This is a genomic window from Methanosarcina siciliae T4/M (assembly GCF_000970085.1).
GTDB lineage: Archaea > Halobacteriota > Methanosarcinia > Methanosarcinales > Methanosarcinaceae > Methanosarcina > Methanosarcina siciliae.
Map to the genome: position 1 here is coordinate 4,731,418 of NZ_CP009506.1, position 18,468 is coordinate 4,749,885.

General features: G+C 39.3%; 11 protein-coding genes. 9 read left to right on the forward strand and 2 right to left on the reverse strand.

Annotation, left to right across the window (positions count from 1 at the left end):
* Nucleotides 1–34 precede the first annotated feature (34 nt).
* The gene (locus MSSIT_RS19820; protein ID WP_048174197.1) at nucleotides 35–2,863 is read left to right on the forward strand and encodes a disaggregatase related repeat-containing protein; all 2,829 of its coding nucleotides are present in this window, start codon (nucleotides 35–37) and stop codon (nucleotides 2,861–2,863) included.
* A 250-nt stretch (nucleotides 2,864–3,113) separates the two neighbouring features.
* On the opposite strand, the gene MSSIT_RS19825 is transcribed toward MSSIT_RS19820, so the two are convergent.
* Nucleotides 3,114–4,136, reverse strand: a complete 1,023-nt coding sequence (locus MSSIT_RS19825; RefSeq protein ID WP_231590086.1) for a polysaccharide deacetylase family protein — start codon at nucleotides 4,134–4,136, stop codon at nucleotides 3,114–3,116.
* A gap of 143 nt (nucleotides 4,137–4,279) precedes the next feature.
* Nucleotides 4,280–5,287, reverse strand: coding sequence for a GNAT family N-acetyltransferase (locus MSSIT_RS19830; RefSeq protein WP_048174201.1), 1,008 nt, complete (start codon nucleotides 5,285–5,287; stop codon nucleotides 4,280–4,282).
* An 869-nt stretch (nucleotides 5,288–6,156) separates the two neighbouring features.
* Here MSSIT_RS19830 and MSSIT_RS19835 point away from each other — a divergent pair.
* The 8 genes from MSSIT_RS19835 to MSSIT_RS19865 all read left to right on the forward strand — a co-directional run bounded on the left by MSSIT_RS19835 (nucleotide 6,157) and on the right by MSSIT_RS19865 (nucleotide 18,439).
* On the forward strand, nucleotides 6,157–7,710 hold the full coding sequence (locus tag MSSIT_RS19835; RefSeq protein WP_082089080.1) for a right-handed parallel beta-helix repeat-containing protein: 1,554 nt from the start codon (nucleotides 6,157–6,159) through the stop codon (nucleotides 7,708–7,710).
* A 365-nt stretch (nucleotides 7,711–8,075) separates the two neighbouring features.
* Nucleotides 8,076–9,542 (forward strand): oligosaccharide flippase family protein, encoded by a 1,467-nt coding sequence (locus tag MSSIT_RS19840; RefSeq protein WP_048174202.1) that lies wholly within the window; start codon nucleotides 8,076–8,078, stop codon nucleotides 9,540–9,542.
* Nucleotides 9,543–10,131: 589 nt separating this feature from the next.
* The gene (locus MSSIT_RS19845; protein WP_048174203.1) at nucleotides 10,132–11,649 is read left to right on the forward strand and encodes a lipopolysaccharide biosynthesis protein; all 1,518 of its coding nucleotides are present in this window, start codon (nucleotides 10,132–10,134) and stop codon (nucleotides 11,647–11,649) included.
* Between the two features lie 584 nt (nucleotides 11,650–12,233).
* The gene (locus tag MSSIT_RS19850) at nucleotides 12,234–14,024 is read left to right on the forward strand and encodes a nucleotide sugar dehydrogenase (RefSeq protein WP_082089081.1); all 1,791 of its coding nucleotides are present in this window, start codon (nucleotides 12,234–12,236) and stop codon (nucleotides 14,022–14,024) included.
* Nucleotides 14,014–14,169 carry a hypothetical protein gene (locus MSSIT_RS23775; RefSeq protein ID WP_197080305.1) on the forward strand — a complete coding sequence of 52 codons (156 nt, stop codon included), beginning with the start codon at nucleotides 14,014–14,016 and terminating at the stop codon, nucleotides 14,167–14,169. Before MSSIT_RS19850 ends, MSSIT_RS23775 begins: the two co-directional genes overlap by 11 nt.
* A 95-nt stretch (nucleotides 14,170–14,264) precedes the next feature.
* The gene (locus MSSIT_RS19855; RefSeq protein WP_048174204.1) at nucleotides 14,265–15,848 is read left to right on the forward strand and encodes a lipopolysaccharide biosynthesis protein; all 1,584 of its coding nucleotides are present in this window, start codon (nucleotides 14,265–14,267) and stop codon (nucleotides 15,846–15,848) included.
* Nucleotides 15,826–17,202: a Coenzyme F420 hydrogenase/dehydrogenase, beta subunit C-terminal domain gene (locus tag MSSIT_RS19860; protein ID WP_048174205.1), complete on the forward strand. Its 1,377-nt coding sequence runs from the start codon at nucleotides 15,826–15,828 to the stop codon at nucleotides 17,200–17,202. Before MSSIT_RS19855 ends, MSSIT_RS19860 begins: the two co-directional genes overlap by 23 nt.
* Nucleotides 17,203–17,215: 13 nt before the next feature.
* The gene (locus tag MSSIT_RS19865) at nucleotides 17,216–18,439 is read left to right on the forward strand and encodes a polysaccharide pyruvyl transferase family protein (protein ID WP_048174206.1); all 1,224 of its coding nucleotides are present in this window, start codon (nucleotides 17,216–17,218) and stop codon (nucleotides 18,437–18,439) included.
* The last annotated feature ends 29 nt before the right edge of the window (nucleotides 18,440–18,468 follow it).

Sequence of the window (18,468 nt, forward strand, 5' to 3'; positions counted from 1 at the left end):
GAATAAATATAATGTCCAGACGTTTGCGAGAGTAATGTTAAAACGAAAATTAGGAATACTTTGCCTGTCAGGATGTCTTATCCTTACAAGTATTCCTACAGCCTTATGCATAAGTCCAGCACCCACTGTATATGTTTCCGGAGACGGAAGCGGAGACTTCAACTGCGATGGGAAGGACGATCATGTTCAGATAAACCAGGCTCTCAAATATGTCAAAGATAATTCTGCATATACAACTGTCTACCTTAAAGGGCCATTTACATACGTCATTGACAGCCCTCTTCTGATGTATAGCAATACTATCCTGGAAGGAGATTCCAATGCTGTTATCACAATCGAAGATGATAATTCATGGGGGAAGGATATCCCTCTAATAAAACAGGCTTCTCCCAGTAAAACAAACCCTGGTAAAATAATCATTCGAGGCTTTGAAATCGACGGCAACTATGAAGGAAACACCGACAAACCACGCGGGAGCAGTTATCACACTTTAATGTGGTTCTATTATGATGATGTTGAAGTTTACAATATGTATTTACATGATAGTCATAATGACGGACTCAAAATTAAAGAGAGTAACTCTGTCAAGTTCCATGATAACAAGATTTACAAGCTTGGTCATGAAGGTCTTTATGCAATCCAATGTGAGAACATTGAGTATTACAACAATACGTGCAGGACTAAAACAAATTCCGCTTGCCGCCTCTACAATTCCAATCACGCAAAAATACATGACAATATAATTTACACTGAGTTTGAGTCGGACGCAGGAGGTCCCGGAATTCAGATACAATATATTAGGAAAGATGTAGCTCAGCCGATGAACGATATAGAGGTGTATAACAACACTATATATGATACATATGGTCCAGGGATCTGGCTTATAGCTTATGGGGAATCATACGCAAAATCCGAGGCAGCAAATGTCCACATACACCACAACATATTCTATGATTGTGGTACACAACCGAACTACGATTGGGTATGTGGTATAGTAACAAGCGGGTTTGATAATACCACCATAGAAAACAATGTTTTTGATGGAAATTATCACACTGCAGTCGCGCTACAGGCTCCTTTTAATCTTAATCCCCCGGGAACAGGATACACGACAATTGTACGTAATAATATAATTTCAAATACTAAACAAAGAAAATATAAGCCTTCAGGGACTGGAAATGGAGTGGTTAATTACCTCACAGGAACTCATTCCTTTATACTGGAAAACAATTGTTTCTACAATAACACTGGCGGAGATTACAAGAACACCGATGCATCTAGTTCGGATATCCATGTTGATCCGCTTTTTGCAGACCAGGCTAATCATGATTACCATCTTAAGTCATTAGCCGGTCGCTGGAACGGGGAAACATGGGTTAGGGATAGCACAAGTTCCCAATGTATTGATGCAGGGTCCGCCTCTTCTGACTACTCAAATGAACCTGAAGATAACGGAGATAAAATAAACATCGGAAGATATGGAAACACTATATATGCATCCCTTTCAGGGATTAACTCGGATACCGCATTTGATGACACCACATCTGATGACACCACATCTGATGACACCACATCTGATGATCTCACAGATAACACTACACCTGATGACACTACACCTGATGATCTCACAGATAACACTACACCTGATGAGAACGTATCCGATGAAAATATCATTTCCGAAGTTGAAGTATATGATAATAGGCTGCGTGAAGCATCTTCCTTTACCGTCTACCAGACTTCATCCTTCATTGACGCAGGTGGGATGAATAATGTCAGATACAGGGATGTGATGGGATTCGACTTGAGTGAATATACCGATGCCTCGCAGATTGGAGCTGCCACTCTTTCTCTCTACTGGTATTACCCTTCGGGGACTACAAGGCCTGAAGACACAGTCATTGAGGTTTACAGGCCTGCATCTTCCTGGAATTCAAACTATGTAAGCTGGAACAGGAGGGACAGTGGGGTTGCATGGAAGAACGCCGGAGGAGACTGGTACGATAAGAACGGGGTACTACAGGGAAGCACGCCGTATGCCACAATAACAATCAAAGGAAGTACCCTCCCGGATAACAGGTATTATGAGCTTGATGTAACCGAGCTAGTAAAAGAATACGTTAGTGGAGAATACGAAAATACAGGGTTCCTGATTAAAGCAAAAACTGAAAGCAACAATTACATCGCATTCTGCAGCAGTGACTACGGAAATGGAAGCAAAGAACCAAAGCTTAGCATAGCAAAGAAAGTAGCTTCAGTGACGGCGCCTGCGGCGACTGTAAATGCAACTATTACCGGTGCAAAAGATAACAGGCTGCGTGAAGCATCTTCTTCCACTGTTTACCAGAGTTCGTCCTTTATTGATGTTGGTAGTATAAGTGGGGTTGGAAGGTATAGAGACATAATGTGGTTTGACCTGAGCGAGTACACAGGCTCTGCTGATGTTAGTAATGCCAATCTGGATCTCTTCTGGTATTATCCTTCGGGGACTACAAGGCCTGAAGATACAGTCATTGAGGTCTACAGGCCTGCATCTTCCTGGAATTCAAACTATGTAAGCTGGAACAGGAGGGACAGTGGGGTTGCATGGAAGAACGCCGGAGGAGACTGGTACGATAAGAACGGGGTACTACAGGGAAGCACGCCGTATGCCACAATAACGATCAAAGGAAGTAGCCTCCCGGATAACAGGTATTATGAGCTTGATGTAACCGAGCTAGTAAAAGAATACATTAGTGGAGAATACGAAAATACAGGGTTCCTGATTAAAGCAAAAACTGAAAGCAACAATTACATCGCACTCTACAGCAGTGATTGTGGGAACGAAAACCAAGAACCAAAACTGGATATAGCATATACAACTTGATATGCAGGGATATTCCGAAATTCTTTACTCTAGTGTCCTGTCAATTAAATATGCCATATGAAACAGATTATATAGTCATTCATTATTATTCAATACTTGATAATTGACTCGACACTAGGATTAATTTCTATGCAGATGTCAAGGAAAAAATATGCTCGCAAAGTTCCGGAATTATTGAACATACTTTGAAAGAACTTGCAAGAATCAGAGTATAATGCTTTTTATTTCACAAGAAACAGGAACTACAGACTCATGATTCCCAGAAATTGCAGATGTTTTCTCCACTTGTTAACCAGGCATTATTCTCAGAACAGTATTTAAGCACATTTTCATAGAATTTCAAATTTTCTCCCCGCATTTCTGTGTTATGCCAGAGAATTGTTATTACTCCTTTACACTCTTCCACGATATCGATGAGCCGCTTTGTAAGCTCCCAAGCCCTTTCAAGACCAAGCTTCATATAGTTCTCCTGAAGAGTGCGATCCATGATTGTTAGAGGGATTTCAAGAATCTCGATTTCTTTTTCTGTTTCAACGTTATAAGGCCTGAACGGATGACACATGCCGTTTCGAAACCCGGCGCAGTCGGAGTATCCAAACGTGCTGTCGTATTTGAACCCTGCTTTGCTCAAAAATTCCCAGGTGTTTGGGACTATGAACCTCAAGTAGTGGTTCCGGTATCCGATTACTTCTTTTCCCAGAACTTTTTCGAGCCTGCGCTTTTTTTCCTGGATATCTGTAAGGCTATTGTAGGACTCGTGCCCGCCGTGCAGGCCGACTTCCCATCCACTGTCGGATATGAAGCCTATTTCGGATTCAAGGTCTTTAATGTTATAATTGAAGTCAGCTTCCTCAGGGTTCAGTGAAAGAAAATAGAAACTGGATTTTGCATCATACTTTGCTTCCAGTTCCATTATTTGCTTAAAGTTCCAGTATGGATTCCAGGGCCTGTAAGTTTTGGAAAATGGCAATTTAAAGGCATCAGTAAACTTTCTATCTATAATAGCTTTTGTAGAAGACATTATCCTTTTAGGATAAACAACATCAATGTCATGGGTAAAACATACCGCAAAATTTTTATTTTCAGGGTACTCCAGCTCAAGATTATTAGAGATTAAAAATTTAGAAACAGTTGGTTCAAAAATATCCCTATGATTGCTAAGATAATAAGGGAATCGTTCGTACTCGTCGGTAAACGGAGAGTTGTACTCTTCTTTTTTAGTGTAAAGATTCCAAAGGTCTTCTCTTTGTTTAATTATCTGAGTAGTTCCCACCAATCGATTACGACACTTCTTAAGAGCATAGTTTTCCATCTTCACACCTACCTGAGATGTAATACTAATCGAATGCAAATTGGCAACCAGAAATTCTTTATTTCGAAAAAGCCCTATTTAGGCTTTTTCGGGACAACTTCGGATTATTCAGTCTTCTCATATACAATATCGTGTAAAGTTCTCATCAGGGAGCATCTTTTGCTGTAATAACTCACAATATAAAAAGGCATAAGCTTCGGGGAAAAGCCCATGATAAAATCCGCAAACCTGGGAACGTTGGCTGCCATAACATTCATATATTCAAAATTTCTGGACTTCAGATCAAGAAACTCATTATAATAGAGAAGGGAATTTGCACCCATCCTGCCATAAGCCGGATTCAGAGCTGAAGACCAGGTGACAGTGCATTTCTTACCATAGAGGTTTAGGTGGGATGCAACGGCCTCTCCTTCAGGAGCCTCTGAAACAAACATGTAACCAACATCTTTTTCCTGAATTAGTTTAAACACCCTTTCGAAAAATTCCTTTGGAACCGGAGGTTCCAGATTCTGTTTTTCGTAGACCAGGGAAAATAGGCGATAATATGTATCAGGATCGTTTATGACCCTTGTTTTAAGCCCTGCCTCTTCTGCGGTTTTAAGCTCTCTGCGGATCTTTCTCGAGATGTTATTATCAATGTTTTCTTTGAGGTCCAGTTTATAAGTATAACGTACACTTGAATTCCAGCCATTCCAGGTAAAAGGCCTGATATCCTCAAAACCCGGAGAAAATACAAGATTAATACTGTCAAATCCCTGCTTGCAGAGGAACTCTCTCAGAGAATTAAGAATTTCGTGGGTATCCTGAACACGCTTGCTCACTTTGGAACTTGCGCTTTCCATTATAAGGGGGCCACTATAGTGAGTCATATTAGAGATAGAAGACCCTATTTTCAGGATTCCTTTGAAGTTCCTGACAAAAAGGGGGCATCCCCCTACAAGTTCACCATTTCTGAAACATCCATAAATCCTTAGATCCTTTGAAAGAACATCCCTGAAAATTCCCAGAAAATCGCTTGTGTGAAAGAGAGTGCCCGATGAAGCTTTTTCAACAAGCAGGTCCCATTTCCCGTATTCAGACGGCGCTAATTCCCTGACTTCAATTTCGTCCATTTTAAAACTCCATGTAATAGATGAGTATTAAGATCTGATAAATCCTCATGAAAGTATAAAATACAGATTTCAGCCCTCATCCTTCGATGCCTGATTTACATACCCCGTCAACCGTTTTGCAACGCAGTACCAACCTGTAATTTTAAGTAACGTAAGTAACCTGTGGGATAATTTATCTTTTGTCAATTAAACCAGATAGTTTCCCTGAAAAAACACATCCTATTTTCGATTTATTGTGAAACCTCCGCTTAGATAACCAAACGAAGATCCTCAAATGCACATTGTTATATGAAATATTAAATGTTTTTGCCTTAGACCTTGGTGTTTTACCCTGAAATAAGTTCGCTTTGAAACTTTTTTTCCATTTGTCCATATTTTCACAACCCAAACAACCTCACTCCATTCTGAATTTTGCCTCGATTGGGAATCCGGGAGGGAAAAGATACGACTCTAAAAACCAGTAAGAATTACTAAAAGCATGCTCTTCTGAGTATATTATTCCCTGTAAAATTTTCTAAGTTATTAAAAAATTGAAAGAAAGGAGTTTTTCACCGATTTCCGCCAATAAAGCCCTAAAATCTTAATATTATCAGCAAGTAGAGTGGTTTCTTTTAACATAATTGGAGAAACTTAAACACATAAGATTTTTGTACCATTTGCAACCAATGCATAATATGTATGTGTTGTACACAAGACAAAGTCATAGAACCTGAAAAGCAGGTAAAACGCGAAAAATCTGTATATTGACTAAAACCAGGAAAAATGCCTAAAAGATATACTAATATCCTGATGGAATTTCGCTGATAATACGTTCTAAGAGAACTTTACCAAGTTGTATGGGTTAATGTCCAAAGGTACAGGGATATTAAATGAATGAAAAATGTATAAAATATGTTTGTGATAACAGGAAAAAAATTGGAATAATTATTATAATCCATATTTTTTTGACCATAATGGGCACAGCTACCCCTTCCAGCGCACCACATGACATGACTGTTTATGTGGCAGGCGACGGAAAAGGAGATTTCAATTGCGATGGGGTAGATGACCAGATAGAGATCAATAAAGCCCTCGTTTATGTGGCAGAAAATCCTGAATTCACTACCGTTTATTTGAAAGGCCCCAACACTTATGTGATCTCAGACAAAATTCGCATCGGGAACAATACGGCCCTGAAAGGGGACCCTACAGCCGTGATAAAGCTCAAAGACAACGCAGATTGGCCGCATCAAAGACCGCTGATAACTCAGATGAAAAGCTCCGGAAACCAGAACATCACCATAAGTGGATTTGAGATCGATGGAAACTATGAAGGTAATACCGAAAAAATGAGAGGAGATGGATACTACAACCTGATCCATTTCATTAATTGCGACAATATAAATATTAGTAATATGTACATGCATGACAGCCACGGAGACGGACTGAGAATAAAAGACGGCGAAAATATAAAATTTCACGACAACCGAATTTACAAGCTTGGTCATGACGGCCTTTATGCAATCGAATGTCAGAATGTAGAAGCATGGAATAATAACGTGAGATGTAAAACAAATTCTGCACTGAGAATCTGGAACTCAAACCATATAAAATTCTATAATAACACTATATACACCGAATTCGAGGATGATGCCGGAGGGCCTGGGATTCAGATACAATATATTAGAACATCCGAAGCTCGGCCGATGAATGATATTGAAATCTATAACAATACAATTTATGATACGTATGGGCCAGGGATCTGGCTTATAGCATTTGGGGAGCCATACTCAAAAACCGAGGCACAGAATGTTCATATCCACCACAACATATTTTATGGCTGTGGCACACATCGGACTTATGATTGGCTGGGTGGGATAGTGACAAGCGGGTTTTATGATACCCTCATAGAAAACAATGTGTTTGATGCGAATTATAACGCCGCTGTTGTGTATACGTACCCAACCGGCTCACGTTATGACATTGATTTTACTCCAAATGGTACGGATGGGGAGTACACGACCATCGTGCGTAACAACATTATAATAAATACTTTAAGACGCAAGTACAGCCCGGAAGGAACAGGTTATGGAGTTATTGATAACTTCCCGGAAACACACAGCTTTATACTGGAAAATAACTGCATGTATAAAAACAAGGGAGGGAACTACAAGAACTGCACGTCAACCGCTGATATCCATACAGATCCGCTATTTGTAAACGAGTACAAACATGATTACCACCTGCAATCGTACTCTCCTTGCATTGATGCCGGATATCCCCTCTCTGATTACTCAAAAGAACCAGAGGACAACGGGGACCGGATAAACATTGGGAGATACGGAAACACAGAATACGCCACTGTATACAAAGAATCAAAATGGAGACAGACGGTTTTACCTGCATGGGAAACTTTCAGGACGAAACTGAGGACACTCCTTTGATTTTGCCTTATGGCTCTCACTAAAAACCTATAAATTTGTTTTTTACCAAAAAGTGTTCCTTGTTTTTTGTCTCCACAAAAAACGAGGAGCAATTCCTCTTTCTTGTAAGGCTTTATCCGGCAATCCCATTCATTAACTTTCTTAAGTAGAAACGAGATTTTGGGACAGACTCCTTTGTAATACCATCTAACCATTTCAGATAGCACTCTTCAAGAAGGTATAGGCTCTTGTACGCTGAATGACAGGAAAAATATATTTAGTAACAGATTAAATAGGAAGAAAGACTGAAAAACAGAAATAACAGAAAACTTTCATATATGATAACCTTAACAGTGTTTACTTAAATTTCAAAGATGGAAAAAGGCATGTCTAACTTTATTACTAATGTACTAAAAATAGTATCTGGAAGCGTGGTTGCACAGGCCCTGGGCATGTTCCTCATTCCCATCATCACCAGGATTTACAGCCCAAATGATTTTGGGGTTTTTCAACTAATTCTCTCGATATCAGGCATTCTTGCAATATTTTCTACTTTTTCATACCAGTTCTCGATCATGCTTCCAAAAGAAGATGAAGATTCTGTAAATGTTGTAGTACTCTGTATCATACTTGTTACCCTTATATCATTACTGACAGGCATTGCAATATTATTTCTTCCCAAAAATATTGATGATATACTGAGTGTAGCCGGAGCTTCAAGATATTTAATTTATCTTCCAATAATAGTCCTCCTTAACGGCTTTTTTTTCGTACAGAACTACTGGCTTTCAAGAAGGGTTCGTTTTGGAACAATAGCAGGAGCCAGAGTTTCAAACACCTTATTGGGAAAGGTGTTTCAGATCGGACTGGCAGAATGGATCGTATCTCCCGTGAGCCTGCTCCTCGGAGTTATTGCAGGATACGTGTTTGCAGACCTTTTCATGCTCAAGAGTATAAAAGATGATATTGGGATTTTGAAAAAGGTCTCTCTCGTAAGAATTAAAGAACTGGCCATTCAGTATAAAAACTTCCCATTATTCAGTTCCTGGTCCATGATTGCAAATACGATTTCCCCTCAGGTACCTACTTTTTTGCTTGCACTTTTTTACGGGACAACAGTCGTAGGGCACTATTCACTTGCGTATCAGGTAGTTAACATGCCCATGACGATTGTCGGTAACGCCATTGGACAGGTCTTCTTCCAGAAGGTTAGCGAGGTCAAAAATGGAAATGTGGATGGAGATATGAAGATCGTTGTGGAAGAGGTTTACAAAAAACTGATCTTAATCGGGATATTCCCGATGATACTCCTGATGATCATAGGAGAACAGGTATTCACATTTGCCTTCGGTGAAAGCTGGTCTGTCTCCGGAACATATGTAAGGATTCTATTGCCCTGGATATTTCTGGTCTTCCTGTCCTCACCTATTTCAACTCTCTACAATATATACGACAAACAGTCGGTCTGGCTTACTTTCAGTATAATTCTCTTAATCTCAAGGGTAACAGCACTGTTCATCGGAGGTACTTACGGAGACCCGGAGTTCGCCCTGGGTTTTTTTAGTCTTACCGGTGTTGCATTCTGGCTCTGGAACAACGCATATTTGCTAAACCTTGTAGGGATTGACAAGAAAGAGAGCTTTGTAATCCTTGTAAGGTATATGACAATAGGCCTGATTGTTGCGGCTCCGTTAATTCTGGTGGAAACGTTCACCTCAAACTTTTACATAATGCTCTTGATGGTCACAATCATAACCCCGATATATTATGGAGTAACTTTTAATGAAGACCCCATGTTTAGAAAAGTAGTCCTGAGCTTTTTAGTTAGTGTAAACAAAAAAGTCAGAGAATGATTTTTAAGGAATGATAAAAATATAAGTTCTAAATTTCAGCTTAGAAAATGATCCACATTTACATTCCCCCAATAACCATTTTAGCAACAAAACTCTTTGAGATTATATTTGAATCACTCCTAATTTCCAGTGCGGCTGATGAATCGCATTGGTAATCGATGTTTATCTCTTTTTCTCATTTATGTGGCCAAACATCGGCTTTCTGTTAGAGGTTTAAGAATTCATTTATCCGTAGAGATATCATTATCCATAGAAGGAGGATTTATAACCCTCTGGAGAGCAGGAAAAAACCGGAAATATACCTGCAAAGGAACCATACTTTATTCATTTTTTGAGTACAGAATGCCACAAATAGGAAAAAAGGCGCTGTTGAGTCGGATGAATTTATAAGGTAGAATTTGGTAATAAGAAATGGGGAAAGGGAAAAAAACAGGGTAAAAGTAAGTAAAGGATCAGGGTACTAGAAAGTCTGAGAGTTAATAGTTCTTAAAAGAGCAGACATAACTGCAGAGTTTTAAACGCTCACTCAAGATATTTAAAAATTTCCAGTTGCCTGGCCTTCAATAAAGACCTTTTAAGGGTACCGGCTATGAATAAAAAGACAGGAAAAGCGGCAGAGAAGTCATCGGAAAATAAAAAGAAGGCAGGTTTTGTATCAGATGTTCTGACACTTGCAGGTGGAACAACCTTCGCTCAGATCCTTACGATTCTGGCAGCTCCTGTTCTGACCCGCATTTACGGACCGGAGGATTTTGGAGTCTGGGCTCTGTATATCTCCATAACGAGCGTTATAACCGTTATTTCATGCCTCAGGTACGATTATTCCATAATGCTGCCTGAATCGGAAGATGAAGCAGTAAACCTTTTAGGCTTGAGTTTCCTTGCAGTTCTTGCTGTTACCGGTTTAACCGTACCAGTTATCTGGTCCTTCCACGTCCAGATAGTTGATCTACTAAATGCCCCGCAGATCGAAAAGTATCTCTGGCTTGTGCCCCCATTCGTGTTCGTAAACGGACTTTTTCTCGCACTCAACCAGTGGAACTCAAGAACAAAACTCTTCAAAAGGCTCTCCTTCGCAAGGGTTTCCAGTTCGGTCTCGACGACCGCAACCCAGATCACACTCGGACTTGTAGAAAAAACCCCTACTGCATCCGGTTTAATAGGGGGGAGCCTTGCAGGCCAGTCTATAGCGACATTCGTGCTTGGAGGGCAGATTTTGAGAGATGACAGGCGTCTGATAACAAAGAGCCTGAGCTGGAAAAAAATATATGAAGGCGCAATACGGCACCGCAAACTTCCGCTTATAGATATCTGGTCCGCCCTTATGAACTCAATATCCTGGCAGCTTCCGGCTTTTCTCCTTTCAGCTTTTTTTGCTCCTGCAGTGGTAGGCTTTTACTCCCTCGGGTTCCGCCTGCTTCAGTTACCCATGAGTTTTATTGGCGGTTCGATCTCGCAGGTATTTTACCAGAGGGCCTCAAGGGCGACATCTGAAGGTACTCTCAGTACTCTTGTGGAAAGTGTGTTCCGAATGCTTGTGCTTATAGGCATGTTCCCTATATTGATTCTCACAATTGTAGGAAGCGATGTCTTCACCGTGATTTTCGGGAGCGCCTGGTCAGAAGCAGGAGTCTATGCTCAGATCCTGAGCCTCTGGGCATTCGTATGGTTTATCTCATCTCCTTTAACAGCGATATACCTGGTAGTAGAAGAACTTCATTTTGGATTCACATATAACATATTCAACCTTACGACCCGTTTCCTGTCCCTTACAATCGGAGGCCTGCTGGGAAACGCCCGTATAGCCCTTCTCCTATTCTCCGTATCAGGTATTATAGTATACGGGTATCTGTGCCTGAAAATGATGCATTACTCAGGAGTTAAGACTTCAAGAGCCCTGAAAATAGTATCCTCAAACCTGATCCTCTTTATCCCTGCAGGAATCGTTCTGATAGCTCTCAAAATTGCAGGAATAAACCAGGTTCTTCTTGTTATAATCTCCGGCCTGCTGATCTGTATCTATTACCTATACATATTGAAAACGGATGGACAGGTAAAGGAGATAATAGAGGGATTCAAACTCCCGGGAAAAGTGGAAAAAGCGTAAGAGCGCATCACAGGCAAGGCACCAAAAACAAGAGCTCAGGGGAAAGCTCAGGAGAAATAATTGTTGCTAAGAAACGGGCAGATCCCCTGGAATAAAAAAATTAAAAAGCAGTGTAAAATGAAATAAGGCAAAATGAAAAAATCAAATGAATTTAAAGGCCACTTTCAAAGAAGCTGAACTTTAAACTTATCGAAAGATAAGAAGCCCACTTTTTTAAACTAAAACTTAACTCAGGAATCTTAACCTGAATTTTCTACTTTTGCACCGAACTCTCATAGGGAAGAGTAATTATTTAGAAGTATAGCCATGAATTAGAGAATACTTTATAATTATATATTTGAGAATAACAGCCAGAATAGAGCAAATATTCCATAGAAAAAGACACTTACAAGACTGTCTAAAATTACCAAAGGAATTAAATAACTTTGAGAGTATCTTACTAAAAAATAATAGTTGTTTAGAAATTTCTCTGACAAGGATCCGGTAAAAGATGAGGATTGCGATAATTCTCTTCATAATGCAGAAGCAGAGATGAAATTTAATTGTAAATAGCACTTAAATTGAAAGCTCGTGGAGAAAAATGTATGTCTTCTCAAATTGGAAATCGTGTTGCTAGGCCAGAAAGCCTTCAGAATAAACAGGGCTCAATAATACACTTTACTCCTCATATTAGCGACTATTCTATTAGCCCAGAAGGAGAAGAATTTCCATTACCCGAACCTGAAGAATATAATGAAGAATTTAACAGAATTAAGATTCTCGTGGATCAAGCACGTGAAGAGGGAAAAGAAATTGTTGTTGTAATGGGAGTGGGTTTCGTCGGAGCAGTTATGGCTGCAATCATCGCAGACACGAAAGACGAAAATGGGAACTACAGCAAATTTGTAATTGGTTGCCAGAGACCAAGTACCCGCAGTTACTGGAAAATTCCCCTGCTAAACAGAGGGCAGTCTCCTGTGAAATCAGAAGACAAAGAAGTAGATGAAATAATAAAGCGCTGTGTCCTTGAAACAAAAACCCTGGTCGCTACATATACAAATGAATGCTTAAAACTAGCGGACGTTGTAGTAGTAGACATTCAGTGCGATTATGTAAAGTGTGAGCTTGGAAATGTCAAGACAGGAGAAGCAGATATGGCTGCACTCGAATCTTCCATGAAAACAATCGGAGAACATATCTCTCCCGAGTGCCTTGTCCTGATCGAAACAACTGTTGCTCCCGGAACGACCGAATTCGTCGCCCTTCCACTCCTGAAAAAAGCGTTTTATAAGCGTGGAATCGATTCGACCCCTTTGCTTGCACACAGCTATGAGAGGGTTATGCCTGGAAAAGACTATGTTGCAAGTGTCCGCGATTTCTGGAGAGTTTGTGCCGGCTGCAATGACGAAGCAAAAGTAAAGGTTGAAAAATTCCTGAGGGAAGTTATCAACACAAAAGATTATCCTCTGACTGTAATGGACAGGCCTATAGAATCCGAAACCGCAAAAATTATTGAGAATTCATACCGTGCAACCATACTCGCATTCCTTAATGAATGGAGCCTCTTTTCCGAAAGAAACGGTGTGGACATCATAAAGGTCATAAATGCAATAAAGATGCGGCCAACCCACAGCAATATGATCTTCCCGGGTCCTGGAATCGGAGGTTACTGCCTTCCGAAAGACGGAGGTCTGGGTTACTGGGCATACAAGCACATCCTCGGTTTCGAAGACGGGGATGAAGTGTTCAAGATCACCCCCACATCGATTGATATCAACGATACAAGAGCCCTTCATGTAGCCGAACTCACAAGAGATGCGCTCCGAAACATGGACAGGTACATTGCCGGAGCAGATGTCCTGATTTGCGGAGCCAGCTACAGGCAAGATGTGGGCGACACCAGATACAGCGGAAGCGAGATTGTCGTAAGGAAACTTACGGAAATGGGCGCTGAAATGCGTGTACATGACCCTTACGTAGACCACTGGTACGAGATGGAAAGCCAGGACACATACCCAGCATCCGGCCATTCATGGAAGCGTTTCTTCAGAAATCAGGAAGATCTGAGTGTGCTAAAAATGGAAGCTGAATTTTCAACAGCTATTAAAGGCATAGAAGCCTTGATTTTCGCAGTCCCACATAATCAATATCTTACTCTTGAGCCGGAAACTGTTGTAAAAATGGCAGGCGGACCTATTGCAGTGATCGATTGCTTCGGGATATTATCCGACGAAAAAATAAGAAGATACTTCGAACTTGGCTGTGAAGTCAAAGCCCTTGGAAGAGGTCATATCCAGAGGATCAAAAAAGAAATACAGAGAAGCAAATTTTATAAGCAAAATTCAAAAATTTCCACAGTTTCGCAAATTTACAACAGGGGATCTTTTGCAAGATAAAAAAGTAATAGTCACTGGCGGGATGGGTGTTATCTGCTCCTACTTTACTGAGAGATTGCTTGGATACAATGAAGTAACGGCCATTGATAATGAGTCTACAGACAAAATCGAAAACATAAAACAGCTACTTGGTCACAAAAACTGAACTTTAATAAGAGAATGTAAAAAGCAAAGCATCTTCGGGAACTAAAAATGGATCAAAGAATATAATAAATCTGTATTTTATGATGAGGAAAAAATTTGCTTAATCTAACTGAAAACCAAGAAACCCAAGAAACTTTTAGTAAACAGGTGCCTAAGAATCTATCTGCCAATATTCTGTATTTTATATTAAACGTTATAATTGGCTTATTCCTAGTACCGTTTTTTATTGATTCTCTTGGTGTAGCAAGTTATGCACTTGTCCCTTTAGCTACTTCCCTGACCAGTTATGTAAACCTAGTAGTGCAGTCACTTAACACGTCTGTATCCAGATACTTAACCATAGATTTACAAAGAAAGGAGTTTAAAAAAGCTAATATAACGTTCAATACTGCTCTTTTCGGAACTCTTGGAGTTATATTACTAATACTTCCTTTTGTAGTTTTAATTTCTTATTATGCACCTTCATTTTTTGACATTCCTACCAGTCAAGAGAATGCTGCAAGAATCCTTTTTGTCGGGGTAATATTTTCATTCTTACTGCGGGCATGGGGCAGTAATTTTGGAGTTTCCCTCTTTGCCTATAACCGGCTTGACCTCCAGAACCTGGTAAATGCTGTAAATATTCTTGTCCAGGTAAGCCTGATAATATTATTATTCAAGTTATATTCTCCAAATCTTGTTTATATTGGATTGGCTTATTTAATTGGAGCTGCAGCTGCTCTTATTTTAACTATAATCTTTTCACGCAAAATAAATCCTAATTTAAAGGTAAATATAAAGGATTTCCGTAGATCTAAGGTCAATGAGATTACGGAAATGGGTGGCTGGGTTGTAATTAACCAAATAGGCTCCTTATTATTCCTTCAGATAGATCTAATAATTGTGAATAAATTATTTGGCACTGTTGCAGGTGGAGAATATTCGGTCGTACTGACATGGAGCATAATGCTGCGTACTATCGCAGGAATGCTTGTGGGAATACTTACACCGGTAATTCTCACATATTATGCAAAAGAAAAAATCGATGAACTGATAAACATATCAAAAAGTGCTGTAAAGCTTATAGGTCTTGCTATGGCACTACCGATAGGTTACATATGCGGTTTTGCTCCTCAACTCCTTACACTGTGGGTAGGCCCGGAGTTTGCGAAACTCTCCCTATTGATGGTTTTAATGTTATCCCATCTTGCAATCAATCTTCCAGTAATGCCTCTCTTTGCAATTAATGTTGCATACAACAAAGTAAGGGTCCCAGGTATTGTAACATTTTTTATGGGAATAGGAAATTTTTTGCTGGCAGTAATAATTCCCTACCTTACCGGCTGGAATTATTATGGAGTTGCACTGGCAGGAGCTATTATGCTGACGCTTAAAAATACACTTTTTATCCCTTGGTATGCTACAAAAGTGCTTGGGATCTCCAGAACTACATTCTTAAATTCCATAATCCCTGGAGTAGTTGCTATGGTTTTGACTGGAGTTGTATCTAGTCTGGTCGTGAGTTATCTTCAAATTTCGGGTATAATTTCATTATTAATCTGTGGAATTCTTTTGACTGCAATTTATCTATCAATTGTATGGGAATTTGGACTCAAGCCGTTAGAAAGGCAAACATTAGAGTCATTTATACCAATAAAAATAAGGAGCAGGGTGAGTCTTGAAGCCAAATGTGATCGATGAGGTAGTAAAAAATAATCTCTGCGTAGGCTGTGGAACCTGTGCAGGAATATGCCCCCAAAAAATCCTGAGAATCCAGGATAATGAATATGGAGAATATATCCCATCTGAAGTTCAGGTATGTGACTCCCATTGCGGTTTATGCCTGGAAGTTTGCCCATTTGGTAACAATGAAAACGAAACGCAAATCGGAGCAAAAATTTACGGAAGCATAGAAGGAATGAAGTATCTACCTGAAACAGGATATTACCTCGATTCCTATGTAGGATATTCAAATGAATTCAGGCAGAGCAGTGCTTCGGGTGGTATGGCAACCTGGATTCTTACAAAGTTATTGAAAGAAAATATTGTAGACTATGTAATCTGCCCGACTCCCCAAAAAAATCCAGAGAAACTATTCAGTTTTGAAATTTTGAGCGATGAAAACTCTATAAAGGCTGCTTCGGGGTCTGCATATTACCCTGTTGAAATATCTGAAGTAATACAGAAAATCCAGGAAATACCAGGTCGCTATGCTATTACTGGTTTACCTTGCTTTATAAAAGCTCTAAGACTCGCTGCTCAGAAGAACAGAAAGCTAAGAGAAAGGATTGCCTTCACAATAGGTCTTGTTTGTGGTCAAATGAAGAGCAAAAATTATACAAAATATATTGCAGCGCTCTCAGGCAGTATAAATTCAAATGAAATTATAAGTGTTCATTATCGAGGAAAAAGTTCTGAAAAAACTGCAAACGATTATTATTATCAATTCATAAACGAAGATGGCTCACAACATAAGATATTCTGGAGTGAAGGAGTGTCTGAAGCCTGGCTCAATAGATGGTTGACACCCAATGCTTGCAATTATTGTGATGATGTGTTTGCGGAACTTGCAGATATAACTTTTATGGATGCCTGGCTTCCGGAATATTCCAAAGATAGTATGGGTACAAACCTTGTGCTTGCGAGGTCACCTGAAGTTCTTAATATTATCCAGAAAGGAATAGAAAAAGCGGAAATTAATGTCAGTAAAATTTCAGTTGCAAAAGTGATACAGAGCCAAGCGGGAGTCATCGAACTTAAAAGGAAACAGCTTTCTTATCGTTTGTACCTAGCCGAGCAAAAAGGGCAAAAAGTTCCTGAAAAGAGAGTGAGTGCCAGTAAGGAAATAGGAATCCTAAAAAAAAGAGAAATTAAGTTAAAAGAAATAATGCAGGAAGAAAGTAAACAACATTTCTTAGATAATTGTCAGAATCAACCCGTGGATGTAAAAACTTTCAGGACAAGGATGAATCCATGTATTAGACAGATTTATCAGCTCAAATTACTTAGAAAGTTTACATTTCCTATGCAAGCAGTTAAAAAAATACTCAAGTAGGGGGAACGAAAAAATGAGCGAAAATCCGACTTTTATATTAGCAGGAAATGGTCCATATGACAACAGAGGCTGTGAAGCAATTGTAAGAGGAACCACAAAGATACTGAGGCATTACTATAAGGACCCTTCATTTTTGTGTGTAAGCTTTTTCCAAAATAAGGAGCAATTTGAGAAACAATGTAAGGAAGAATATGATCCGGCAATAATTCATGAAAAAGCTAATAAACGCCAAAGTAAGTTTGACCCGAACTGGCTTCTTAGGTTACCATTCAGAACGGCTTATCCCGAACTGTATAAAAACTGGATCTATAAAGAAATGATTCCATACATAGAAAATTCAACCTCAGTATTATCTATCGGTGGAGATAATTACTCTTTAGATTATGGAATTCCCAGATTATTTACATATTTGGACGATGTTGTATTGGAACGTAAAAAACCATTAGTAATCTGGGGCGCCTCAGTAGGACCTTTTGAAAAAATACCTGAATATGAACAATATATGAAAAACCACCTTCGAGAAGTAACAGGAATTTTTGCAAGAGAGCCAGCAACAATGGAATATTTAGACAAAATTGGAATAAAAAACAATGTGTATAAAGTTGCAGATCCAGCATTTTTAATGGATGCGATAGAACCTCCGTCTGACAAAAAAATTGAGGTTGAAGAGAACTCCATCGGAATAAATCTAAGTCCTTTAATGGCAAAATATTTCATCGATGGAAATATGGAATCATGGATAAACACAGCAAATAAGATTGTAGAGGAAATTACTAACATAACTGACAATAAAATATATTTGATTCCACATGTTACTACTCCAATTTCAAATGATTATTTGTTTTTAAAAGAAGTCAAGGAAAGAGCAAAAACTTCGAGAGAGAAAATAATTTTACTTCCACCAACATATAATGCTTCAGAAACAAAGTGGATAATTAGCAAGATGAGACTTTTTGCGGGGGCAAGGACTCACTCAACAATTGCTGCTCTTTCTTCTTGTGTTCCAACATTAAGTTTTGCTTATAGTATTAAAGCAAAAGGAATTAATAAAGATATATTCGGGCATGAAGATTATTGTTTGAACCCTGAAAAACTAACTCCGGAAACTGTGGCTAAAAAAATAGAATCAATGTTGGATGAGGGGAAAGATATAAGATCCGAATTGAGAGCAGCCATCCCAAAGATAGAAAATGAAGCCCTTTTAGCTGGTGAAACTCTAATGAAAATCACAGGTTAATTTCGCTGTATGATAATAGAAACTTAAAA